26 protein-coding genes and 1 pseudogene are annotated in these 22972 nt (G+C 39.5%); 13 read left to right on the top strand and 14 right to left on the bottom strand.

Annotated features, from left to right (window positions below):
• Positions 1-26: 26 nt before the first annotated feature.
• Positions 27-809, bottom strand: a complete 783-nt coding sequence (locus B3J44_RS19500; protein WP_286970844.1) for a hypothetical protein — start codon at positions 807-809, stop codon at positions 27-29.
• Between the two features lie 858 nt (positions 810-1667).
• Here B3J44_RS19500 and B3J44_RS19495 point away from each other — a divergent pair.
• The 9 genes from B3J44_RS19495 to B3J44_RS19455 are packed head-to-tail and all read left to right on the top strand — an operon-like array spanning position 1668 to position 7198.
• Complete coding sequence (locus B3J44_RS19495) at positions 1668-2045, top strand: single-stranded DNA-binding protein (protein ID WP_286970897.1); 378 nt, start codon at positions 1668-1670, stop codon at positions 2043-2045.
• Positions 2046-2089: 44 nt separating this feature from the next.
• Complete coding sequence (locus tag B3J44_RS19490) at positions 2090-3163, top strand: DUF932 domain-containing protein (protein WP_286970843.1); 1074 nt, start codon at positions 2090-2092, stop codon at positions 3161-3163.
• A gap of 54 nt (positions 3164-3217) precedes the next feature.
• Positions 3218-3415 carry a DNA-binding protein gene (locus tag B3J44_RS19485; protein WP_286970842.1) on the top strand — a complete coding sequence of 66 codons (198 nt, stop codon included), beginning with the start codon at positions 3218-3220 and terminating at the stop codon, positions 3413-3415.
• Positions 3416-3424: 9 nt separating this feature from the next.
• Entirely contained in the window at positions 3425-3622 is a 198-nt protein-coding gene (locus B3J44_RS19480; RefSeq protein WP_286970841.1) for a hypothetical protein, read from the top strand.
• A gap of 12 nt (positions 3623-3634) precedes the next feature.
• Entirely contained in the window at positions 3635-4234 is a 600-nt protein-coding gene (locus tag B3J44_RS19475) for a PRTRC system protein E (protein ID WP_286970840.1), read from the top strand.
• A 25-nt stretch (positions 4235-4259) separates the two neighbouring features.
• Positions 4260-4478, top strand: coding sequence for a PRTRC system protein C (locus tag B3J44_RS19470; protein ID WP_286970836.1), 219 nt, complete (start codon positions 4260-4262; stop codon positions 4476-4478).
• 16 nt (positions 4479-4494) lie between these two features.
• Positions 4495-5670 carry a hypothetical protein gene (locus B3J44_RS19465; protein WP_286970834.1) on the top strand — a complete coding sequence of 392 codons (1176 nt, stop codon included), beginning with the start codon at positions 4495-4497 and terminating at the stop codon, positions 5668-5670.
• Positions 5667-6392: a PRTRC system protein B gene (locus tag B3J44_RS19460; RefSeq protein WP_286970833.1), complete on the top strand. Its 726-nt coding sequence runs from the start codon at positions 5667-5669 to the stop codon at positions 6390-6392. Before B3J44_RS19465 ends, B3J44_RS19460 begins: the two co-directional genes overlap by 4 nt.
• A complete protein-coding gene (locus B3J44_RS19455; protein WP_286970829.1) occupies positions 6392-7198 on the top strand; it encodes a PRTRC system ThiF family protein in 807 nt (268 codons plus the stop codon). The genes B3J44_RS19460 and B3J44_RS19455 overlap by 1 nt, the downstream gene beginning before the upstream one ends.
• A 249-nt stretch (positions 7199-7447) precedes the next feature.
• Here B3J44_RS19455 and B3J44_RS19450 read toward each other — a convergent pair whose 3' ends face one another.
• From B3J44_RS19450 to B3J44_RS19395, 12 genes and pseudogenes are all read right to left on the bottom strand, one after another.
• Complete coding sequence (locus B3J44_RS19450) at positions 7448-7954, bottom strand: sigma factor-like helix-turn-helix DNA-binding protein (protein ID WP_286970828.1); 507 nt, start codon at positions 7952-7954, stop codon at positions 7448-7450.
• Between the two features lie 125 nt (positions 7955-8079).
• The gene (locus tag B3J44_RS19445; protein ID WP_286970821.1) at positions 8080-8532 is read right to left on the bottom strand and encodes a response regulator; all 453 of its coding nucleotides are present in this window, start codon (positions 8530-8532) and stop codon (positions 8080-8082) included.
• A 526-nt stretch (positions 8533-9058) separates the two neighbouring features.
• On the bottom strand, positions 9059-9499 hold the full coding sequence (locus B3J44_RS19440) for a DUF3872 domain-containing protein (RefSeq protein ID WP_286970817.1): 441 nt from the start codon (positions 9497-9499) through the stop codon (positions 9059-9061).
• A gap of 11 nt (positions 9500-9510) precedes the next feature.
• The gene (locus tag B3J44_RS19435; RefSeq protein ID WP_286970815.1) at positions 9511-10071 is read right to left on the bottom strand and encodes a conjugal transfer protein TraO; all 561 of its coding nucleotides are present in this window, start codon (positions 10069-10071) and stop codon (positions 9511-9513) included.
• A gap of 21 nt (positions 10072-10092) precedes the next feature.
• Complete coding sequence (traN, locus tag B3J44_RS19430) at positions 10093-10986, bottom strand: conjugative transposon protein TraN (RefSeq protein WP_286970813.1); 894 nt, start codon at positions 10984-10986, stop codon at positions 10093-10095.
• A gap of 23 nt (positions 10987-11009) precedes the next feature.
• The gene (traM, locus tag B3J44_RS19425) at positions 11010-12332 is read right to left on the bottom strand and encodes a conjugative transposon protein TraM (RefSeq protein ID WP_286970809.1); all 1323 of its coding nucleotides are present in this window, start codon (positions 12330-12332) and stop codon (positions 11010-11012) included.
• Entirely contained in the window at positions 12319-12603 is a 285-nt protein-coding gene (locus B3J44_RS19420; RefSeq protein ID WP_286970808.1) for a nitrogen regulatory IIA protein, read from the bottom strand. Before B3J44_RS19420 ends, traM begins: the two co-directional genes overlap by 14 nt.
• A gap of 20 nt (positions 12604-12623) precedes the next feature.
• Positions 12624-13061 (bottom strand): hypothetical protein, encoded by a 438-nt coding sequence (locus B3J44_RS19415; protein WP_286970806.1) that lies wholly within the window; start codon positions 13059-13061, stop codon positions 12624-12626.
• Between the two features lie 12 nt (positions 13062-13073).
• Positions 13074-13697 carry a conjugative transposon protein TraK gene (traK, locus tag B3J44_RS19410; RefSeq protein WP_286970803.1) on the bottom strand — a complete coding sequence of 208 codons (624 nt, stop codon included), beginning with the start codon at positions 13695-13697 and terminating at the stop codon, positions 13074-13076.
• 11 nt (positions 13698-13708) lie between these two features.
• Complete coding sequence (gene traJ / locus B3J44_RS19405; protein ID WP_035649973.1) at positions 13709-14713, bottom strand: conjugative transposon protein TraJ; 1005 nt, start codon at positions 14711-14713, stop codon at positions 13709-13711.
• 2 nt (positions 14714-14715) lie between these two features.
• The gene (locus B3J44_RS19400; RefSeq protein WP_286970800.1) at positions 14716-15348 is read right to left on the bottom strand and encodes a DUF4141 domain-containing protein; all 633 of its coding nucleotides are present in this window, start codon (positions 15346-15348) and stop codon (positions 14716-14718) included.
• A gap of 30 nt (positions 15349-15378) precedes the next feature.
• Positions 15379-15837, bottom strand: a pseudogene (locus B3J44_RS19395) (TraG family conjugative transposon ATPase); the annotation flags it as partial.
• Positions 15838-15839: 2 nt separating this feature from the next.
• On the opposite strand from B3J44_RS19395, the gene dinB reads away from it, so the two are divergent.
• Positions 15840-17000, top strand: a complete 1161-nt coding sequence (gene dinB / locus B3J44_RS19390; RefSeq protein WP_286970797.1) for a DNA polymerase IV — start codon at positions 15840-15842, stop codon at positions 16998-17000.
• A 3-nt stretch (positions 17001-17003) separates the two neighbouring features.
• Positions 17004-20063, top strand: a complete 3060-nt coding sequence (locus tag B3J44_RS19385) for a DNA polymerase III subunit alpha (RefSeq protein WP_286970795.1) — start codon at positions 17004-17006, stop codon at positions 20061-20063.
• Positions 20064-20174: 111 nt separating this feature from the next.
• On the opposite strand, the gene B3J44_RS19380 is transcribed toward B3J44_RS19385, so the two are convergent.
• The gene (locus B3J44_RS19380) at positions 20175-20396 is read right to left on the bottom strand and encodes a helix-turn-helix domain-containing protein (protein ID WP_286970792.1); all 222 of its coding nucleotides are present in this window, start codon (positions 20394-20396) and stop codon (positions 20175-20177) included.
• Positions 20397-20458: 62 nt separating this feature from the next.
• Here B3J44_RS19380 and B3J44_RS19375 point away from each other — a divergent pair, with 62 nt between their 5' ends.
• Both B3J44_RS19375 and B3J44_RS19370 read left to right on the top strand, forming a co-directional pair.
• Positions 20459-21835, top strand: coding sequence for a hypothetical protein (locus B3J44_RS19375; RefSeq protein WP_286970791.1), 1377 nt, complete (start codon positions 20459-20461; stop codon positions 21833-21835).
• The gene (locus B3J44_RS19370) at positions 21835-22875 is read left to right on the top strand and encodes a hypothetical protein (protein ID WP_286970789.1); all 1041 of its coding nucleotides are present in this window, start codon (positions 21835-21837) and stop codon (positions 22873-22875) included. The genes B3J44_RS19375 and B3J44_RS19370 overlap by 1 nt, the downstream gene beginning before the upstream one ends.
• Positions 22876-22972 lie beyond the last annotated feature (97 nt).

Genomic DNA, 22972 nt, shown 5'->3' with positions numbered 1-22972 from the left:
GTTAGATTAGAGCCTTTTGTGTGAAATTAATTGACGATTAAGCCGTCCTCATCAACTTCGGTGGCTAATTCAATAACTTTATGAATTAAGAAAGCCTCAACCAAAGAAAGTGCGTAGTCCCGATCGATGGGTAACATATCTGTCTTTATAACTTCTTCAATATATTGTTCAGGGTTCCATAATTTACGTACTAATTCAGGATGTTCATGTTCAATACTTTGCAGTGTATCCTCAAATTTCATGTTTGCTACCTCAATAAATTCCTTGTGATCTTTTCCTGCCAATGGCAGGGTGGTGATTTTAACTGCAGATTTCCTTTCCATGTGTTTAATTTTTTGATTTTCAATTGATGATTTCTCTATTTTAGCCAGACGGTAGTCGTAACCATAACTTTGATGGCCATCTACATCAGCAAAAACCGCTTTAAAAATATCCAGTTTAAACTCGTCATCAAATAAGAAACCTTTCTCATCTTCCTCGCCCGAGATATACATATCCCATTCTTCGATACTGATTTTATGCATGTTATCGAACAATAATTTCGATAATTCAAGTGCCTCTGGATTTGCTTTCAGAAGCACAGTCCATTTTTCAAATCCTCCCAGCCTGGCAATGATATGCTGTGCATTCATCAGTGTGAAATGGTTTTCATGGATCTCAAAGTCTGTGACCAACGCGTCAACATCGAAAAATTTTGGCGAATACTTAAAGAGATTATCGCCTAACGAAGAATCGAAATAAGGTTTTTGTGTTTTAAAATCTTTGTGCAGATTTTTTGCTTGGAGTTTGAAGTACTCAATAGTTTTCATAATACATTCCTTTAGTACCAACTTAATTATCCCGAATATTTGCGTTCGTAATCTTTATTTGGATAATAAGCAGGTAGGTTAGCATTATTAAACTATTGGCTGATGAAATCTTTGCACGAACGAGCAAGCTTGCCAACAAGCATATGCAATATTAAAAATAAAATTTTAATTGACCAAATTTATTGTACTGATTTATAGCTACATGGATATTAACTATGTGTTTGTATTTCAAAATTATACTTAATGATAATGGACAGTAAAACCGCATTATAGTATTCAATTTGATAAATATGTGTGAACTCCTTTTAACTCTCACCTTGCGATGAGAGTTTTTTTAGTAAAAGCAAAGTGATTACAAATGATCTTATTCAATCAGCTTCAAGACGTGTCATAACTTTCTTTTGGAGTTAAGAACCAAACTGCCAAGTTCATTAAAAAGATTTCATTTTTAAAAACTTCCGCATAGGGGCAGTTGTCCTGATCTTACATTCATTTCTTGTCTTTCATTACTTCCCCTTAATTTTTAAATTCAATATCCAGTATGCTTTTGTCTCATTTCAGCAGCAAAGGTAACTCCGTGTCCTTAACGCAATAACAAGGCCAGGCCTTTCAGGTTTGACAAAAAATCTCCACCCATCCGGGTTGTATTTTTTGTCAAAACCTTGCTATTGCTAAACACTAACCTTTTTATGCTCCCGAAACGAAACATAGCATACTCCGGCTCTTTAGACGAATAAAAAAAATGTCAGCAATGAAAAGTAAAATATTAAAAATGGATTTGATGAAACAAAACAGCACCTCCTCTCATTGCCGAATAAAATGTCAAAAAAAAATAAATCACTAAAAATCGTAGGAATTATGAACATCACAGGAAGAGTGACAGCGGATGCGCAGGTACGCAACGTGTCAAACAGCAAAACAGTAGTAAACTTTTCGGTAGCCATCAACGACAGCTACAAAAACAAAGCGGGCAAACGCATCGAGCAGACAACGTATTTCGACTGCGCCTATTGGCTTAGTCCAAAAGTAGCAAAGATACTCACTAAAGGTACGGTCGTAGAACTGACAGGGAAAGTGAGCGCAAGAGCGTGGACAGGCAGTGACGGACAACCGCATGCAGGACTGAACTTCAACACCTCGCAAATTAAACTGCACGGGGGAGGTAAAAAAGCCGAAGCGGTACAGGCTCCTACAGGAAACAATAATGACGATACAAAGGACGACCTACCATTTTAACAACGAGAACCTAAATACTTTAAACAATTTAAAATTTTAAAATCATGGCACATAATATCAATTTTAACAGCGAAACAGGACGTTATTCATTCTTTAGCGTAAAGGAAAAAGCGTGGCACGGACTAGGGCAAATTGTAGAGCAATACCCAACAAGCGAGGAAGCTATCAAATTTGCAGGGTTAGATTACGAAGTCGTTAAAAGCCCAATATTTACCAATGGTTCGGGTATTATCCAAACGGCTGACAGTATCGAGATAGGCAGTAACGAATTGGAAGTCCCTAACTATTTTGCCAATATACGCACCGATAACAATGCTGTATTGGGCGTGGTAGGCAAAGACTATCATATCGTGCAAAACCGTGAAGCATTTAATTTCTTTGATGCCATTGTAGGCGGTGGAGAGGGAATACTATATGAAACCGCAGGGGCGCTGGGTAATGGGGAACGCATATTTATCACAGCCAAACTGCCCGACTATATCCGAGTTGGAAATGGCGATGATGTAACCGAAAAATACATTTTCCTGACCACTTCGCACGATGGTAGCGGAAGTATCACAGCCGCTTTTACGCCTATTCGTATCGTATGCCAAAACACGCTTAACGCTTCCTTGCGCAGTATGACTAATGTAGTGCGTATCAAACACACTTCGGGAGCAAAACAGCGTATTGAGAATGCTCACAAGATTATGGGATTGGCGAACACCTTGAGCAGTCAATTAGAGAGTATTTTTAATGAATGGGCAAAAGTAAAGGTAACAGACAAGGAAGTGAGAAAGCTAATCCAATTGGCACTTTGTCCAAATAAAGAAACTTTCGATTTACTAAAAAAAGGTGCAGAGGATGAGGTTTCCACGCTGTTCAGAAATATGGTAGACGATGCCTTCGCATATGCCATGACAAGCGACACACAGCAGATGGACACAACTAAAGGCACATTGTTCGGAGCCTACAACGCTGTTACGGGCTACTATCAGAATGTACGCAATTACAAAGACGATGAAGCAAAGTTGCAGAGCATTGTTTTAGGCGGTACTGCTCAACTCAAATCACAAAAAGCGTTTGACTTGTGTACAGGCTTTGCATTAGACGGTACAGAAATCCTAAACTTCAATTAGAGAACAAAAGGCTACCGCCTTAATCGGTGGTAGCCTACTATAAAAATAACTGATATGAAAGAAAAATCAATAGACGAAGCTAAAAGTATGGCTCAATCACAAAGCCTTGAAACGAAATACAAAGACGAGGCTATATATATCATTTACTGCAATAGAACCGAATATTTCTATATAGATACCAATAGCCTTTTAAGGAATTGGGAACAGCTTACAGGCTATTATGAGAACGGAGTTTATAACGCTGAAAACTGAACAGATAAAATGATGAAGATAACAGATTTGAACGGTTGCCCTATTGAGGTGACCAACCTGAAAGAAGCCATTAGAATGGCAGGAGACTATAAGGAATATCGCCACAAGGACAAAAGTTTCTCCGAGTTTGATAAAAGGCAGAAAACCTATTGGGCAGATATGCACGAGAAACTCAGAGCCATTAAAAAACAATTACACGACAATTAAAATTTTAGAACGATGAACGCAAATTTTTTCCATCAGGTAGCACAGTTGCAGATTACAGGTGATTTGCAACTCACCATAGCAAAAGGAGCAGAAAACAACCTAATCGTATCGGTTATGCTCCAAAACGAACAATGCGGAGATAACGCAAAGCACATCATACCGCCCCTTAATCTTCGGGGAACAGCCGAAGAACTCGACAACGGTTTTTTCGAAAAGATAACCACACCCATACAAACCGCTTCGGGTTTGATGGTCGATATGGAAAGCTTTATGAAGCAGTTGGAAGAAACCAAAAAACAGTCCGCAATGGAGAAAGAAAAGGCTGATAAGCAGAAGAAAGACCAGGAAGCCAAAGACAAGAAATTCAAAGATGCAATAGCAAAGGCTGATGAACTAGAAAAAGAGGGCAAATTCCGTGAGGCGTGGGTTAAAGTACCCGAAATAACAGAGTTCCCTGAAAAGGCTGACGAAATACGCAAACGCAAAAGAGAACTATCCGACAAGTTTTCTGCGCCAAGTCTTTTTGGTGCTATAGAGGAAGAAAAACCCGAACCAGCAAAAGCGGAAGAAGTAACTGCGGATTACTCGGCAGAAACTACACAGGAAAACTAAATGTAATAACTTAAAACTCATCATCATGTTATTAGCAACGCAATTGGAAAGAGTGTTTATACTCAAAGATAAAGGTCAGGACATAAGGCTGACCGACCCTGAACCACGTTGGAGCGTGGAAGCAGTACTAAATTTTTACGCCAATACATATCCCATTTTGACCACCTCCAAAATATCCGCACCCACCATCAAGGATGATGCGGTTGAATACAAATTTGAAAGTGTTATGGGCACTAAAGGTTAAATCAAAATTTAAAGCGATGAATTATGAACAAACATATCATATCGGGAACAATCAACCTACCCGAACAAAAAAGACAAAGGCAGTTGTACCAACAGCTCAGCGAGTTCGCCCAATGGATGCAAAAACCAAAGGATGCGGGCGAGGTTCAAAAAGACAAACACAGGTCAGTACCTGTGGAAATGTTGCCAATGGTTTTCTAAGGACTTCATTCCTGCCTAAACTGCAAGAAACTGAAACGGTACAGGCTTGTATGGGAATAGCAAAAATGCAGAAGGATTTTTACAAGTCGCTGTCATTACTTGCAGAGCATTATAATGTTGAACCTATGCAAACCAACCAATTTGATTATCCTTACAATATGGCATTGGCTATAAAGGATATGGAAGAAAAGTTAAAACAAAGTGTTTTGAATTGGCAGGAACTACGTTTGGTACAGGACAGTAAGAAAACCTATTTCATCAGTGAGGAAAAATACAACACAGGCACAACTCTGTATTATTTACCGATTGAACCGCTGTATCAGATGCTACACGACCCCAAGTATAAAAGAAACGCCCAACTGCTTATTTCTGTCTGCTCTTACCTATATCACATTGCGGACATTCCTTATTTCAGACAGGAAAGCAGTTATCTGTATTGGATGTATGAAATGCACAAAGAATGGGTGGAGCAGGACTGTGAAACTGATGAAAATCAAGCGTATAAACTTGAGTTTGAAAAAGCGGAATTCATTGGGGATTGTATCGAGCAAAAGATTTTTAACCCTATGAGTTTACAGGTATTCAGTCAGCGTTTAAACACTTTTAAAAAAAGCGATTCATTCGACCACGAGTGTTGGCTGACAGCTTCTAATGCCTTTGCGCTGTTTACACAATATCCGAACGCAAGCATTTTCCGAAATGCGCCAATGACTGAACAAGACCCTCATAACGATGATGACGACAATGAAACGATTGGTATGGAAAAGTACATTTCCTTCATATCGCACACAAAAGGATGGCTGTACGAGAGCCTTGCCGAGAGCATCAACAACGAGTTTAACGAATACGCAGAAATGCAGGAACCGACCATCTGTAAACGTTTTGACAAAAAAGGGATAACGAAAAACACCCTTGATTTTGAGAACGGATTATTTGCGCTTTTGGACAATATGTGCAGTTTGCTTTATAATTACAAAACCACAAGAAAATGAAAAATACAACCGATATAACAGAAAGCTTTGGTACGCTATACCATCCTAAATCCGCACTTGTTTTCTATGAAACCAAAGGAGCGAACAGCGATGTATATGTGGAGCATTTCGACATGGACAAGAACGGCACTCCCATTAATGCGCACCCGCTTACAGAATGGGAAGCAAAAGTATTGGCAAGGGCGTTGGTAACAGAAAAGGACAAGGATAAAGCCTTTTTAAAATCCAATGGAATACTGCCGACAAACATACTGCATATTAATCATAATACAAATAAAGGTTCGGTATTGTGGTACACCAAAGCACAAAAACGACAAATGTATTTTGTGAACGGTTTGGCAATACCCAACGGAATGGCTTATGTACCGCCAATGATTTGGTATGCCAACAAAAATAGTCTTACGGTATTTGCATTGGCAAACGCCCGACGACCGACAGAAAAAACGCCTTTGTATTGCGCACCATTTTTCAACATCTATGAAGATGGGAAAGTATGTATGGGTTCTGTCAATATCAATATTAAAAACTCGGCTTCGGTTGAGGAATTTACCAACGGTTGGGAAGACTACTTTTTTAATTCCTATTTCAGCCATTTATTTGGAAGAAACAGCCCAATAAAAGGCAATTGTGTAAACCTTTGGAAAGACCTAATCAATTCAGATAAGTCCTTTCCTAAAGAGGTACTGAAAAAAAATAACAAAACCCTTAAAAATCTATTGTGATGAATACTGAGAAAACAAAAATACATTTTACGGATAACTACCTCATAAATCCGACTAACCCTATCACTGTGAACATAATCGGTGCAGGAGGCACGGGTTCAAAAGTACTGACCGCATTAATGGAAATGAACCACAGCTTAAATGAACTTGGACACGCAGGGTTATCCGTTCGCCTTTGGGATGACGATGTTATCACGACTGCCAATTTGGGCAGACAGCGTTTTGCAGAGTGCGAGGTTGGCTTATTTAAATCCGTTGCCCTTATTAATCGGGCAAATCGTTTTATGGGAACTTATTGGAAATCGGAAACGGTGAAATTTGAGAAAAATAGTTTGGGAAGACTGCCCCATAATGCAGAGGCAACTATCTATATTACTTGTGTGGACAATGTACAGGCGAGGTTTGGCGTTGCTGAAATACTTAAAGAATTATGCAACCGTAGAAATCATAGAGATACACCTAAATATTGGTTAGACTTTGGCAACAGCCAACATACAGGACAGGTCATATTATCCACTATTGGAGAAATTAAGCAACCCAACTCTGAAAAGTATGAAACGGTGGCAAGCCTGCCATTTGTTACCGAAGAATTTGGGGAATTGCTACTACAGTCCGAAGAACAGGACGACACACCAAGCTGTTCCTTAGCAGAAGCCTTGGAAAAACAGGAATTATTTATCAATTCTGCCTTGGCACAAATGGGATGTTCGCTGTTGTGGAGTTTGTTCCGTTATGGCATGACCGAGTACAGGGGATTTTTCCTTAATCTTGGAAATTTTCAGTCACAACCCCTAAAAGTCGCCTGATCCAAAATCGGGCGGCAAAAAGACACTCCCTCCCAAAAGGTCGGGAAAGTCTTTTTGCGTTTAAGCGGTGCAGTCATTTTAATAAAAATGCACAATGCGCCATTTTATCAAACAGACTGCGAAAATTTTATAAGGGATATGCAGTATCCCTTTTGTTATTTTAGGGGAATTCTTTTCTTTCCGTAAAAGCGGCCAAAGAAAAGAAGCAAAAGAACGCCGCAATTCGGACAGCTTTTTATAATTGTTATCCTATTTAACTGGGACTGTTTTCCAAACAGAAAAACCCTTAAAAAGATGTTCAATGTGTTCAAACTCAATAAAAGCGATCAGTTCATTTTTACACTTCCCTTTAAATCCCCTGAAACACTGAAAATCCTTGAGGGGGATATTTGCAAGTTCTCCTATAGTAGTAATCCCTAAAGCCTCGATTATAGTGAACATTCTCTTGCTGAAAGGAAAATGGGTATCATATAGCAATTTATTCAGGTCAGTTTCAGCTTTACTTCTTCTTTTTTTAATCCGCCCTGTTTCGTATTCAAAGTCCTCTTTTAACTGCTCTAATTTCTGTTTATAGTGGTCTATATCGTCAAGCAGTTCAGTAACACACTTCACTTTTTCAAATGTCCTTTCATATAATCTACGGACACTCTCGCCGGTGACTCCGTAATTGTCACCCACCTCCTTAAGTGTCATTTTATCTATCAAAAGTTTCTGGAGTATATCATATTCCTTTTCAGAAAGTATCTTTCTTGACATTTCGATATAAAATCTATTGGTACGGTCTATCAGTGTATTAGTTAACATCATTCGTAAGATTGTAGTTAAGTGTCGTCACAAAGTATATATAGTGCCTCACATTAAATTTGTAGCGTGCTCCTGAATTAAGCCAAATCGCTGTTTCCTGCTAAGTAGCTTAAGGCAGTTTTACTTATTGTCTCGCTGAAATAATACTCTCCCTGATCCAGCTTGATTACAGCTTTTTTTAGTTTTTCAGGAGATGAACCTTTCAGTACGTAGCCCCGAACGCCAAGCCTAAGCATTTCGATTATACTTTTCTTATTGTCAAGACTACTGAAAACCAATATCTTGATCTCTGGGTATCTTTCTGCCATCTGCTTGGCTGTCTGGTAACCATCCATAACAGGCATGCTGATATCAAGAATACAAATGTCCGGCAGTAGTTCCTGCAACTGCAAACCCTCGATTGCTTCCTGACCGTTAGCAGCCTGAAGCACCACTTTAAAATTACTATATTCCAAAAAATTTTGAAGAGATATTCTAAGCCCTTCATGGTCATCAATTAAGGCAATCGTAATCTGATTCTCTTTTTCCATTATTCCTAATTTAATGTTGAACAAATTATAGAAAATAATGACCCATAATTTGTTGTCATAGGATTTTCGTCCTATATGTAGTGATTAAAAACTTTATTAATACTTCAGAGTAATAATAAAATGTCTTTATAAATTACTTGTCGATAGTGCAAATATGTTCCTGCTTAGTTAAGTAGCCGTAATCGCAGTTCTATAAAAAATATGGCGCAGACCACTACACTTATCGGAACTGAGGCACTGGTATACCCGACCACGAATAAGCGAGCGCCCACGCCAATGGCATGAGCGTCCTTACTTATTTGTCTCGCGGTCTTTAAAAATTACCAGTTTTCAGTTACCGAGCCCTAAGCAAAAACACTAAATGAGTTTTCTATATTTTGTCCAAAGATAGTAACGTTTGTGAAGTTATCCAATGTTTCTTTAACAGAATCCGTTAATAACTGACAATAAAACAACCCGAAGATCATCTTCGGGTTGTGCTTAAAATGCGAAATATTACTGCTTGTAATAAACTGATGCGGTACTGCTAATCACTGCTGTTAAATTCAAAACTCAATTGCTTTTCGTTTCCAAAATTATCCGAAATCCATACTTCAAAAGACTGGGAAACGGTGGAGTTAGATGTGTAATACAGTCTGAACTGCTTTGTTGGTATTGAATATAAATCATTTGGCTGATAAGGCGGTTCATTGTAATAACGTAATGTGCCCTGTCCATCAAATTGAAAGTAGCGAATAAAATAGTGCGTGCCAATATAATGACCTGCAGGCTGTATTGTTAACCTTATTTCTACGGTATCTCCATTAGCAACGTCCTTGGGTACGGGCATGACATTTACCTCAAATGGAAACTTATGCTGTATTTCCAGTTCTTCCTTATCACATGATAATAGTGTAGCAGAACTTATCAGGACTGCCAGCAATACCGGCATTAATCCTATACTCAACTTATTAAAAAATGCTGTCATCGTTTTTCGTTTTAAAAATTAAATCTTAATCCCACACCTGCGGATGGGCGGAACTGTTTCAGGTCAGTACCCCACAAAACTTTTGTACGCCCTTGCAGGACTAATACAAAATGATCGGACAGGTATGTTTCAAAAGACAGCCGTCCGCCAGCACCGTAAATGAAATTGTCTTCACTTACAATTTTTGCCCCGTCAAATAAAAGCTCTTCGCCTCGATTGATACTTTCATACCCAACTACACCTGTTATGGCTGCATTGAATGTAATGTTCTTACGGGCATCACCCAGCAGGAAGAAACTGTAGCCGCCTTCTGCGGTATAGGTCTCCTGCGGAATTCGGAGGTCTTTATATTGATAATATTGGTGTGCATACTCTAAAGCCCAAAGCTGGTAATTCCCGTTTTTACCATTTAGGGTCATGGCCGCATTAATGTAATAATCATTGCCGATTTTGTCATTGGATAATACAGCTGCATTTACTTCGATTCCTTTTTGTTTAGGCAGCATACGTTGTGCCTGTACAAGTGTGATACTCATCAAAACGAGCATTACTGTATAGATATACTTTTTCATTTTCTATTGCTTAATGGATTACTAAAACTTAAGATGCATGTCGCGAATTAATCGGGCTTTTATCAAATCCGAATTTTCCACCTGAAGCGTCTGATGCCTTCCGCCGTTCTTCTCAAAAATCTCAATCAGCAATACCTTATCATCCGCAATGGTAAACTGGTCCAAAAGGAATACGTTTTGCTCGATTGCTGCTCCGCCAATTTCGCCTAGCGGCTTGTAACTGCGAAGCGGTATCATCGGTCTTTCCTGTATCACGGTTCGTTTGGCTATTTTCTTATCCACCACTTTGAAATTCATAAATTCAATCTGGAAAGGAACATTCGTGCGATTTTCCAGTTCCGTATGGAAATAGTATTTACCGTTGTGGATGTAAATTCCCTTGAGAATAAATTGAATACCGAAACTTTTCGCCCCAATATGTTTTACAAAACGTTTGTCCTTTTTATAGATTGTTTCCAGTATCAAACCTGCCAGAGATGGCGAGTTGTTCCCTAGCTCTTCAAATAGCATATCTTGTCCGGCGGATCTATCCACCGCCTTTTGCATTGCCAGAAGGTTGTAACTCAATGTAGATGGGCAGGCACTATAATAAGCGTCAAAGCTGTAAAAACGGCCGTCGTCGGTAATCACCGAAAAATTGGTTTCAGGCTCAAAGCCCTTTACCGACGCTTTTACGCGCAACACATTTTCTGCGTCTTCTGCTTTTCCTGCAATTAAGTACTCACTTCCCAGATCCACGTAACGTATTGCGCTTGGGAAAATCAGGTGGGAAGTCTTGTCGTAAGTAACCTGCATTTCGTAGGATTCTATCCTGCCCAAGGCAAGCGAAGTTTTTGCAGTTTCCTGCGCAAAAGAGTTAGCGGCAAAGCCGATCATAAGGGCAGCTGCCCAAAAGGTTTTTAAATAATTTTTCATTGTTAATTTATTTTAGTTTATTATTATTTTTTAGAGACAAGAAATACCTGACAGCCCGCTTTCAGGGTAACTTTTGGCGTTTTTACTTTTTTGGAGAAATAGCCTGAAATGCCCTGTACAACACCTCTGCTCAAATCTGCCGCAACCTGCTGTCCTGCTGATTGGGTCAGCATCAGGCTCGTTCCTGAAGTCTGGCTCATATTACCGGCCATCTCAGTAAGGGCATTCATTTCAGGAGAATACGGGACGTACAAACCCTGCTGGCCGTCAAGGTCATAAATGGTTATGTCTACCGGGATAATATTACCATCGAGTTCTATGGAAGTAATTTTCATCTGTAAACGGCCGCCCTGAAATTTAGCGATTGCCGTTAAGAGCGTTCCCTGCGGGATGGTGCGGTTAGGGGTTTGGGCAGGTTCCAATAAACGCAGGCGCACGCCGCTTTCACCAACAATGGTCTGCGTTTCCTGTATGCAGGCTTTCACACTGTTTTTGGGTTGTGCAATCTGCTGTACAGATCCCGGAGTATAAAAATTCCTGTTTTTGTTTGCGCTCCAATCCGCTAAAAAAGCACTATCTGAAGGCTCTCTGTACAAAGCCGAAACAGCTTTTTTTCCTGCAGGGGCGAATGCCACAAAATATTCCTTTTGCGTACTGGCAGAAGCTGTACTGCCTTTGTTGGGGGAAGCTTCACCATTATTTGTGCCTGTCGGAAGATATTTTGCAGCCATCTGATATGACTTTTCCATGAGTGCCAGCTGGTCATCTACTGTCACGCTTTTGGGAACGTCTTTATCAGCCAGCTTTTCTTTCAGCTCATCAAGCTGTCTGCGGAGTTCTTGCGTTTCATTATTGTCATCCTTATAAAAGGAGCCTAGCGCACTTTGAGAATTGCGGTAACTGTTTAATGCCGGATTACCTGATTTTCTCGAATTATTACCGTAACCCATGCTTTGATCTTCCTGGTCAGTGAGTGTATCCTGATTGTCTTTAGATGAACTGTCCTCATTCCAATAATCGGACAGCGTGGTCAGGGCATTACGTTTTTCCTGGTCTTTCTGTTCCAGCATTTCCTGTTCATATGCTTTCTGTTTGTCAGCCTGCATCCCGGCTTCGCTGGCCTGCGGGACGGCATCGTTAAGCCCGATATTGTCGATTTCCTTCTTGTCTGAAGACGGTTTAAATATCAGGTACATACATCCGAGAAAAACGATTCCCATAAGTATAAATATTACCGGTTTTTTAAGCTGTTCTTTGCCGCTCTTTTTATCATCGGGCAGATTGGATGCTCTGGATCGGTCAGCTTCTTCAACCAGAACGCTGACCCTTTTTTCATTTTCTTTCATAAATCTTTTCTTTTAATTTTGTTGATAATGTGTCCAATTGGGAGGCAGGACTTTCTTTTTTACGGACAGGGTTGTCAATATGCTCGATGACCATCCTGTTATCAGATTTTGCCGTGTCGTACCACACTTTTAAAATAACCACGGCGGTAAGCAGTAGGTACACTAAAAAAAGGCAGAGCGTATATCTTCGCTGTCTGTCTAAGGATAAGGCCCGCCAGCCTTTATCCTGCTTGTCGAACCACTTGTCTATATTTATTCTTATTGTTTTCATACTTTAAAGATTATGGGTTATCACATTCTAAACCCTTTTTTTCGCGGAGCAATCTCTTCTTTAGGTTTTTCTGACACTTGGGCAATAGCCTCCTTTATTGTCGGAACCGAACTTGCTGTAAGGTTTGTCAGTTTAGATTCCTTCATTAAATGCCCGTAGCGGTCTGTTCTTTTTAAATACATTTCTGTATCCCCTAAATCGAATTTCCCGTTTTCGTATCTTACCCGCATATTGCACTCAACCTTTGGCCTGTCTTCGCCATTCCATTCGAGGTAGGTAGATAAATGCAGATAATTCGTTGATGATCGAGCATTAATGCCTTTTTCCAAAGTCTGTAAAAATCCGATGATGCTATCCTTTAGTTTGCCTGGGCAACAGCTCTCAGTATGGAAATAACCGTCATACCCCTTATCAGTCAGGGTTTTTGCGAATGCGTCTAAATCAAGTAAATATTTCATCTCCCATAATTTTTAGCGTTCAATGACTTCTATGTCCTTATTTTCCACCACGGAAAATTTCTCGATATTGAAACCCTGCGGGTTATTGTCCGAGCGGACGGAGTTAACCAGAAAACAGGACGTAACAAGGTTACGTTTTGTCACATTGCTCGAACGGATGATAAACTGTTTGGCATAGGCGCGTACGGCATAAGGATACTTCTCAAAATTGCAGGCGACGCTGTCAATTTCGATACGCTGCTGTACATTGCCCGATATGATACGGTTGTAATATCCTTTTTCCGAGAGGTCTTTATAATAATCAAAGGCACTTTTATCGGCAAGATTAAATGCCCTTTTCATGTTGCTCTCAATAGCGTTTTTATCCGGAGCTAGCGTAAAGAACAGTTCATGGAAGCGCCTTACGTGTTCCCTTGCTTCAACCGGACGGTTGATGGATGCATCCTGCGCGAGTGCCAGCATCAGTGATTTTCCATTGTCCAGCACATATATTTTTTGTCTCTGCTGTTCGGCAAAACTGTAAGATCTCCATACGGCATATCCTGCAATGCCTGTGCAGAGCACAGCAAACACGATAGCATACAATCTTATCTGCCTGAAACTGTTTTCGATATTTCTTAGCGTTTTAAATTCCATTTTCTTTAGTATTAGTTATTTTGTTTGCTCATCAGCCTGCCACCGATATTTCCTGCTGCTGAACCGGCTCCCGCTCCGGTAACATTTCCTGCCTTCATCGCTGTCTGATTGACATTTCGGGTAAAGTTCCCGGCGCCGCCGGCTTGGATAATCCAGCCTGTCACTGTTGGAATAGTGAAGTAGCCTACGATTCCTATAATCATAAATATGATGTACACGGTATTGGATGTATCGGGAATGAATGTCGGATCAGAGAGCATTTCAATGTCACGCTCCAGTATCAGGGACTGAATCCTGGCGAGCATCGAGCTAAAGAGATCCGCTACAGGAAGCCAGAGGTAGACACTTATATATCGTGTGAACCACTGATTAAGCGTAGACTGAAAACCGTCCCACACGGAAATAGCAAAGGCAATCGGGCCAAGGATGGACAGGACTATCAGAAAGAATGTCCTAATAGTATCAATAACCAGTGCCGCTGCCTGAAAAAGTATTTCCAAAAGATTACGGAACCACTCCTTAATGGCTTTTTCTATCTTGTATTCCTGTCTGTCCATATACATTCCTGCCATTGTCCCAATGTCTGAGGGCGACCAGCCTAGTTCATCCAGCTTCTTGTCGAACTCCGCGTCCGACACCATATAGGCAGTTTCGGGATTTCGTACCATTGCTTCGTAATCGAGCTGGTCTTTCTGTTGCTGCAATTTATTCAGATCAAGCACCTGGTCTTCGAGTATGGTGTGGGTTCCTGTAACCACCGGGCTTAATATTGCATTAACGGTTCCAAGGACGATCGTGGGGAAAAACATGATGCACAATCCCAAAGCAAAAGGCCGTAGCAGTGGGAATACATCAATAGGTTCGGCTCGGCTAAGTGCCTGCCAAACCTTCAATGCCACATAAAAAAGAGCGCCCAGTCCTGCGAGCCCTTTGGCCACTGCAGCCATGTCACCGGCAAGCGGCATCATGTCGTCGTAAAGCGAGCGAAGGACTTCATGAAGATTATTCCATTCCATTTTTACCAGTATTTTTGATTGGAAGTACCATATAGTTCAAGTACGCGATTAGCATCATTTTTCTTTTTTGCTCTCAGGTAGCTGACAGAAATATTCTTGCTGGTATAGTAGCGGACAAGGCTGTGATATTCCTTGACTTCTTTATAAACGCGGTCGATTACGTCCATGCGTTCTTTGTCATTCAAAGAAAGATTCGTTGCTGATACAATCTGCTTGAGTTCCTTCAGAAGTTCGGTACTCTCATTGAGCAGTGCTGAATAACCGTTACCAATAGCCGCAAGTTCCTGCGGTGTAAAATTGGGATCGTTCATCATTTTACCGAAATTCGTAACATACATTTCCGATACGTCCCCGACTAAAAGCACGGTCTGCTGCACTTTACGCGCATCTTTCACAAGGTTGCTTACGGCTTTGAGTTTGTCGTAATACTCTTTTCCCTGATTGTACACTTTCTCCACCTCCTTGAAATTTTTAACAACATTGGATACCGTAGATGAAGTCTGTACGATTTCATTAGCGCTGTTGAGAATACCTGAGGCCAGGTTCGTAGGATCTGTAACCACCCACTGCGCTTTTACCGAGGGCGCTGCGGCAAGCATAATTGCTGCATACACCATGAACATTAGTTTTTTCATTTTTCTTTAATTTAAATTGTTAATTATCTATTACTGATTTGCTTTCTCGCGCCTCTGCATAGCAATATGCTTGATGGCGAGTTCCACATTGCCGTCCAATTCTGATGCGAGCTGCATCACTTCCATTTTTTCTGTTTCTTCCGTGGTATAGGCGAGATACTCCTCAAGGCTCACTTCTGTTGCATACACCGCTGAATCCGTACCACCGAGGCCTATCCATACTTCCTTGTAAAGGCGCGAAGCATCATTATTCATATTGATAGAAAGTACCTGTGCCTTTTCCTTATCGGTTAGACCGAGCATCGCCTGAATGTCATCGAACTTGTTCATGTACTTGCGCTGGTCCAACAGGATTTTGCAGTCGGAGTTGTTGATAATACTTTCTTTTACAATAGGAGATTGGATGATATCATCCACTTCCTGCGTAACGACTATTGCCTCGCCAAAGAATTTCCTAACCGTCTTAAAAAGATACTTTATGTATTCCGCCCATGGATCTGGATACATTTTTTGTGTCCTGTGAGAGGCTTACTGATTCAAGATTGAATGGTATTCCGCTGATTATTGGCGGAGGAGAAAGGGGTGTCGTTGCTTCATGCTCTTATGAAGCTAGAACTTTCGGCGTACGCTCAGCGATGCCAATTAAAATGGCGCTGCGTTTATGTCCGCAGGCAAAAGTGATGAAAGGTGACATGGAATTATATTCGCGATTATCACATGCAGTTACCGAGGTTATAGAAGAAAAAGCCCCGGTCATGGAGAAAGCCAGTATCGATGAATTTTATCTCGATATAACGGGTATGGATAAATTCTACGGTTCATACATTTGGACTAACGAGCTGGCTCAGTCCGTTACAAAAGAAACGGGCTTGCCGATTAGCTTTGCATTATCGGTCAATAAAACTGTATCCAAAATTGCAACCGGAGAAGGTAAGCCTAAAGGTAATCTTGAAATTCCTGAAGATATGGTAAAACCTTTTCTTAATCCATTATCTATTAGAAAAATACCGATGGTAGGTGATGCCACTTTTCAATTGTTATCACGCATAGGCGTCAGAAATATCCAGACACTTTCTGAAATGCCGGCTGAGGTACTACAGCAGATGATTGGTAAGAACGGAATCGAGTTATGGAAAAAAGCTAACGGTATCGACAACAATCCAGTTGAACCGTATACGGAGCGTAAATCAATTTCTACAGAGCATACTTTTTTGCAGGATACAATAGATCTCGACAAACTCAAAAGAGTACTTCAGGGTATGGTGGAAAAATTGGCTTTTCAGCTTCGTTCTGAAGGCTGGCTTACCTCAACGGTGGTCATTAAAATACGCTATGCAAATTTCGATACTGAAACCAAACAATGCAGAGTTCAGTACACTTCTGCAGATCATATACTGATGAAGAATGTAACAGACCTTTTCAACAAACTTTACCAACGCAGGATGCGCCTTCGACTTATTGGTATTCGTTTCAGCGGTCTGGTGAGAGGTACTTATCAGATCAATATGTTTGAAGACACCGAAGAAATGCTTTCGTTGTACCAGGCAATGGACAGAATGAAAACCCGATATGGTTTTGATGCAGTAATGCGTGGAGGCGGCGCAACATTCAAGCCCTATAATAAAAATGAAATATTAAAAAGAAAAAAATAAGCCATGTACCTCAATTGCCATTCATTTCATAGCCTTCGCTACGGCACTATACCGGTTGACGAATTGGTACAGCTGGGGGTTCTATGCAAAGCAGAATCTATGGCACTTACTGACATCAATACGGTAACAGGCATTTACGATTTTATTAAATTATGTCAAGCTGCATCTATAAAGCCCCTCATAGGAATTGAATTTCGCTGCCAGCATACATTACGATATATTGGTCTTGCCTTAAATCGCGAAGGTTTAGGAGAAATGAACCGATTTTTGACAAAGCATAATTTTGAAGATTTACCGCTTCCAGTCATTGCGCCGGCCTTCGAGAATGTTATCGTAATTTATCCTTTAAGCAATGCCCCGGCAAATCTACAACAAAACGAATACATCGGGATAATGCCTGATGAACTTCTTCTATTATATAAAGAAAAATGGAAAAACAGGTTAGATAAAATGATGATACTTCATCCTGTTACAATTAGGAATAAAAAAGAATATAACCTTCATAAAATATTACGTGCTGTCGATCTAAACGTGATAGGGTCAAAATTAACTACGGAGGATTATTGTAATGATTCAGAAACAATGCTGCCCCTCTCAGAATTATTGGAAAAATATACGCTCTATCCTACTATTATTCAGAATACCCAAAACATAATTGAAAGGTGCAATTTTGAATATGAATTCGGAATCCCGCGCAATAAAAAATATTTCACCAACAGCCACGATGAGGATATGCAACGGTTGAGAGAACTAGCCCAGGAAGGAATGATCAAAAAATATGGTACTAATAATATTATTGCAAAACAGCGTGTTGACAAAGAGCTAAAAGTCATTGAAGAATTGGAGTTCAGTGGTTATTTTCTCATAACATGGGATATTATTAGGTATAGTATCAGTATGGGCTTTTTACACATAGGAAGGGGCAGCGGAGCTAACAGCATTATCGCCTATTGTCTAGGCATTACTGATATCTGTCCTATCGAACTGGATTTGTATTTTGAGCGCTTTCTAAATGTAAACCGAAAAAGCCCGCCAGATTTCGACATTGACTGGTCATGGAAAGAACGTGATATAATATTAGAATATATCTTCAACCGTTACGGAGTCGAGCACGTTGCTTTCTGCGGCACCAATGTTGAGTTTAAATATCGGTCAATATTCAGAGAAGTTGGAAAAGTATTTGGACTGCCAAAAGAGGAACTTGATGCCCTTGCTAAAAACCCGCTGGAACTACACGATAATAATAAGGTGGTGAGGATGGTTCAGGAATACGGAATGATGCTTGAAAAGTATCCCAATCAGAGAAGTATGCATTCATGTGGGATATTGATTTCTGAAGAACCTATCACCAATTTTACAGTGCTGGAAATGCCACCAAAAGGATTTCCAATCGCACTGTTCGATATGCATGTGGCTGAAGATATTGGTTTTGAAAAATTCGATATTTTGAGCCAGCGCGGAATAGGACATATTGATGATAGTGTCAAACTGATACGCAAGAACCGTGGTATAAATGTTGATATTAGGGATACATCGCTTTCTAAAGATGAGGCTTTGTGCAATCAATATTTAGGTCGAGGTAAAACTATCGGTTGTTTTTATATCGAAAGTCCCGCAATGCGCGGGCTTCTCAGAAGACTACAATGTAATAACTACAAGATACTTGTGGCCGCATCGTCCATTATTCGTCCTGGTGTTGCCCAAAGTGGAATGATGAAGGAATATATTTTCAGACACAACAACCCGACACAATTTGAATACTTCCATGAAGTATTTAGGCAGCAGCTCGGTGAGACGTATGGCATAATGGTATATCAGGAAGACGTAATAAAGATAGCCCTGCATTATGGAGGACTTCCCGCTGCAGATGGGGATATATTACGCAGAGCAATGAGCGGAAAAGGAAGGTCAAAATCCGCCCTTCAGAAAGTAAAAGATAATTTTTTTGAATGCTGTGAGCGTCAAAGTCATCCTTTTGAACTTAGCCAGGAAATTTATCGCCAAATCGAATCGTTTGCTGGATATTCTTTCTGCAAAGCGCATTCAGCATCCTATGCAGTGGAAAGCTATCAGAGCCTATATCTTAAAGTACATTATCCAATTGAATTTATGGTTGCGGTTATTAATAACCAAGGAGGTTTTTACAGAACTGAAGTGTATGTGCATGAAGCCCGGATGTCAGGTGCAGCTATACATAATCCATGTGTAAATAAAAGCGAATATGAAACTACACTTTATGGTGTCGACGTTTACCTTGGGCTTATGCATCTTGAAGGATTGGAAACAAAAATAGCAGGGCACATAGTTACCGAGCGTCAGTTAAATGGAGAATATAAATCACTGGAAGATTTTATAAATAGAGTACCGATTGGTATCGAAGGAATCCAAATATTAATATTTATCGGAGCATTCCGTTTCACAGGAAAAACAAAGAACCAGTTATTAGTCATTGCAAGGCTAATACTGGTTAATTTCAAACCTGAAAATCGCAGCCTGATGCTTCTTCAGGAACCAGTCAAGGAATACAACCTCCCGGTTTTAGAACGTTCAAGATTTGAAGATGCTTTCGATGAAATTGAATTATTAAGCTTTCCTGTTTCGTGCACGCCGTTTGATCTGCTACAAACAAAATTCCGAGGCGATGTAATGGCAAAAGACTTATTGCAACATCACAAAAAAACGGTAAAAATGCTGGCTTATTTGATCTCTCGAAAGCACGTTCCTACAAAGATGGGTGCAATGTTTTTCGGAACATGGATAGATGTGGAGAGAGAACTGTTTGATACCGCACATTTTACTGGCAGTCTTAAAGAATATCCCTTTCAAGGAGGAGGATGTTATCTCCTGTTAGGAAATGTTGAGGTCGATTATCACTTTCCTACGATAACAGTAACCAAGATGGCTAAAATGCCTTTTATACCAGATCCAAGGTATTCTGAAAGTGATGAAAAACAATACGATGCACATAGAAATATACGCGAGGATATAAGCATGACCCACAGAGCGCCATACCCGCAGGAGCACGAGATAGGTTTGCCACGACATAAGATGGGAAATACCTGAAGATGAAGAGTAAAGAAACCAAGTAAAAATACTTATTTTTACTTTTTGAGGTTTTTCCGTAAGGATATAGTAAAAATATTTTGTATGTTCGCTTCGGAAAAGTCTTACCTATTAAAAGCCAATTAGCTGCTTCATATCCACGCCAAGCGCGTCAGCAAGATGCGTGAGATAGATTAGGGACGGACTGATCCTGCCGTTTTCAATACGGCTGATATAGGAGATATCCAAATCGCTGTCAATAGCAAGCTGGGCTTGAGTAAAGCCTTTGTCTTCGCGAATTTTCTTAAGGTTGGCTCCAAAATTTTGTAAATATTCTTTGTCTTTATCCCTCACAGGACAAAATTCAGAGTTCTAATAATAAATACTGTAGGACGTACGTCCAAGTTAAGAATAAAGTGAGAAATAATAATCTTTTCAAAATTTACAAGCTTATTAAGATAACCCTTTGCATTTTTCTTTATACAGCACAAGCTTCTGGGCAATCTGTACCCAAGACAGATTTGCCCGTAATTCAACCAACTCTTCCAACTCTTATTTCACCGAGTATGGATAATTTTATTATACCTACATCAAATTATTCAACATCATCTGGTAATACATATCAGCAACAGCAGAATAAGCGTATCATGAACGAAGTAGATCAGCATGAAAAGTTTCGTCAAGAGACTTTGTACAGTGTGAAATCTGACATAGATGAGCTACGACCTGAAATTCATTACGTTCTACCATCTAAATCAAACATAGAGGGTACATCAGCATATAAGATTCTTTTTGATAAGATGCTTACGTTAGACGTAAATAATTTTTCCGTAAAAGGTGTAAATTTTGATATTGAAAATGCCTATTTCAACAACAAAGCAGATAAGTCCCAATTTGACCAAATTATACATCATACTGGAGAATTTCTGACTGCTAAAATGAAAGAATTAAAATATGACCACAATAGCAATTCAGCAAAAAACTATATACTGTTTCAGTTTTTTTCGGAAGAAATGAAATTAGGGAAACAAACGCATTTGCCTTTCAAATACGATTTTGAAGATTATATGGGTGTTAAAGATTATTCAAAGATGTTTGTGTCCAAACTTCTTTCCACAGGTTCTGGACAGTGTCATTCATTGCCTCTATTATACCTTATTCTTGCAGAAGAAATTGGTGCGGAAGCTTATTTGTCTCTATCACCGAATCATTCATATATACGCTTTCCTGATGATCGCGGAAAATGGTATAATATTGAATTGACTAACGGAATGTTTTCAACAGAATCTTATATCTCTCAATCTGGTTATATCAAGTCAGAAGCCCTACAGAATAAGATTTATATGGAAAATTTATCAAAAAAAGAGCTGCTATCAAAACACTTTTCAGATTTAGCTGAAGGCTATATTCATAAATTCGGGTATGATGAATTTGCCCAAAGTGTTATCGACAAGGCACTGGAATTGTATCCTAATAGCATATCAGCAAATATGATTAATGCAAATCTTGCTACTGTGCGAGTGAAATATGTAGTGCAGCAATTAGGAATTGATATTTCTAATCGTAATGAACGTGAAAAGATTCTCAATTATCCTAAAGCAGTGGAACTTCTTAAAGAAATGCAAAAGCAATATGCTGTTATTGATAATTTAGGATATGAAAACATGCCACCGGAAGAATATCAGAAGTGGCTTCAATCCATGAAAGGCGAAAAACAAAGGGAAGAAACTAAGGTTATTGAAAAACAATTTAAGGGTGCAATAATTAAGTCAACAAAACAATTAAAGGATTAATGAAAAGATATTTACTACTATTTTTACATATTATATTCACGGGGTTTGCTGTAGCACAAAGCCAAGAAACGCTATACATGAACAGCTTCAACACACTTAACAGTATGCTGGCTGACGGTACTAAATATAATTTCAAACAGGCTGTGTTTTCAGTCGAAAATGCATATCTGCAAGGAAAACTGGACATTGCTGAAGTTGATAAAGAAATCCATATCCTCACCGCTGTGTGTAACTCACTTGTAGAAGGTAGGTTTTTAGCATATCTGGAAAATGATAAAAAGGATGTAAATAAGTGGGCAGCTGCATATCAGGTAATGTGCGACAGTATTCCAATTGTTATAAAAGACAAACAGTATAAATATATCCCTTTCCGTTATGACTTCGATGACGTATTTGGAAATCAAGACATAAGCAATATGTTTGTATCAAAACTGCTGTACACCCGCAAAGGGAACTGTCATTCATTACCTTATTTGTATAAGATTTTATGTGAGGAACAGGGAACTACAGCACATCTAGCCTTAGCGCCAAACCATGTTTATATTAAGCACCAAAATAAAAAGAACGGATGGTATAATACTGAATTAACCAGCGGAATATTTCCTAATGATTCATGGCTAATGGCCTCTGGTTTTGTCCACTTGGATGCCATTAAAAACGGTGTGTATATGAAAGCTCTAAATAATAATGAAAGTATAGCACTTTTACTGATAGATTTAGCAAACGCTTATCAAAAATCCTTTCCTGAAAATGACGGTCTCTTCCTTATAAGATGTGCTGATGCCGCGATTGGGGCATATCCAAATTTTGCAACAGCACTTATTTTAAGAGCAGAACTTCATAAGAAGCAAGTAGAAAATGAAGCAGACAGTAAAAAAGCAAATGCAGATTTTAAACTTTTGGAAAAAGAATATGCACATATCCATGAAATTGGTTATCGTTTCATGCCAGAAGAAATGTACCTTAATTGGCTCGTATCATTAAAAACTGAAAGAGAAAAGTACGAAAACAAAAAATTGAATACCTTTAACAAACAATAAAATAGATCAATGAAAAAAAATTATTTTTTAATACTATTTCTTCTTTTTGCGGGTTCTATGTCAGCGCAGGAAAAATTATCGCAGGAAGAAAAATCCC

Source organism: Flavobacterium sp. UBA4854 (genome assembly GCF_002399805.1).
Lineage (GTDB): Bacteria > Bacteroidota > Bacteroidia > Flavobacteriales > Flavobacteriaceae > Flavobacterium > Flavobacterium ginsengisoli.
Note: the sequence above shows the minus strand (reverse complement) of the source record. Positions and strands in the feature narration are given on the sequence as shown.

Coding starts and splice junctions, on each gene's coding strand:
- traK (WP_286970803.1), bottom strand. CDS start 13,697: ATGGAATTTAAAACGCTAAGAAATATCGAAAACAGTTTCAGGCAGATA.
- B3J44_RS19460 (WP_286970833.1), top strand. CDS start 5,667: ATGAAAAATACAACCGATATAACAGAAAGCTTTGGTACGCTATACCAT.
- B3J44_RS19450 (WP_286970828.1), bottom strand. CDS start 7,954: ATGTCAAGAAAGATACTTTCTGAAAAGGAATATGATATACTCCAGAAA.
- B3J44_RS19385 (WP_286970795.1), top strand. CDS start 17,004: ATGTACCTCAATTGCCATTCATTTCATAGCCTTCGCTACGGCACTATA.
- B3J44_RS19440 (WP_286970817.1), bottom strand. CDS start 9,499: ATGACAGCATTTTTTAATAAGTTGAGTATAGGATTAATGCCGGTATTG.
- B3J44_RS19465 (WP_286970834.1), top strand. CDS start 4,495: ATGAATTATGAACAAACATATCATATCGGGAACAATCAACCTACCCGA.
- B3J44_RS19495 (WP_286970897.1), top strand. CDS start 1,668: ATGAACATCACAGGAAGAGTGACAGCGGATGCGCAGGTACGCAACGTG.
- B3J44_RS19415 (WP_286970806.1), bottom strand. CDS start 13,061: ATGAAATATTTACTTGATTTAGACGCATTCGCAAAAACCCTGACTGAT.
- B3J44_RS19455 (WP_286970829.1), top strand. CDS start 6,392: ATGAATACTGAGAAAACAAAAATACATTTTACGGATAACTACCTCATA.
- dinB (WP_286970797.1), top strand. CDS start 15,840: ATGGATCTGGATACATTTTTTGTGTCCTGTGAGAGGCTTACTGATTCA.
- B3J44_RS19480 (WP_286970841.1), top strand. CDS start 3,425: ATGATGAAGATAACAGATTTGAACGGTTGCCCTATTGAGGTGACCAAC.
- B3J44_RS19500 (WP_286970844.1), bottom strand. CDS start 809: ATGAAAACTATTGAGTACTTCAAACTCCAAGCAAAAAATCTGCACAAA.
- B3J44_RS19485 (WP_286970842.1), top strand. CDS start 3,218: ATGAAAGAAAAATCAATAGACGAAGCTAAAAGTATGGCTCAATCACAA.
- traN (WP_286970813.1), bottom strand. CDS start 10,986: ATGAAAAATTATTTAAAAACCTTTTGGGCAGCTGCCCTTATGATCGGC.
- traM (WP_286970809.1), bottom strand. CDS start 12,332: ATGAAAGAAAATGAAAAAAGGGTCAGCGTTCTGGTTGAAGAAGCTGAC.
- B3J44_RS19475 (WP_286970840.1), top strand. CDS start 3,635: ATGAACGCAAATTTTTTCCATCAGGTAGCACAGTTGCAGATTACAGGT.
- B3J44_RS19400 (WP_286970800.1), bottom strand. CDS start 15,348: ATGAAAAAACTAATGTTCATGGTGTATGCAGCAATTATGCTTGCCGCA.
- traJ (WP_035649973.1), bottom strand. CDS start 14,713: ATGGAATGGAATAATCTTCATGAAGTCCTTCGCTCGCTTTACGACGAC.
- B3J44_RS19470 (WP_286970836.1), top strand. CDS start 4,260: ATGTTATTAGCAACGCAATTGGAAAGAGTGTTTATACTCAAAGATAAA.
- B3J44_RS19435 (WP_286970815.1), bottom strand. CDS start 10,071: ATGAAAAAGTATATCTATACAGTAATGCTCGTTTTGATGAGTATCACA.
- B3J44_RS19420 (WP_286970808.1), bottom strand. CDS start 12,603: ATGAAAACAATAAGAATAAATATAGACAAGTGGTTCGACAAGCAGGAT.
- B3J44_RS19445 (WP_286970821.1), bottom strand. CDS start 8,532: ATGGAAAAAGAGAATCAGATTACGATTGCCTTAATTGATGACCATGAA.
- B3J44_RS19490 (WP_286970843.1), top strand. CDS start 2,090: ATGGCACATAATATCAATTTTAACAGCGAAACAGGACGTTATTCATTC.
- B3J44_RS19370 (WP_286970789.1), top strand. CDS start 21,835: ATGAAAAGATATTTACTACTATTTTTACATATTATATTCACGGGGTTT.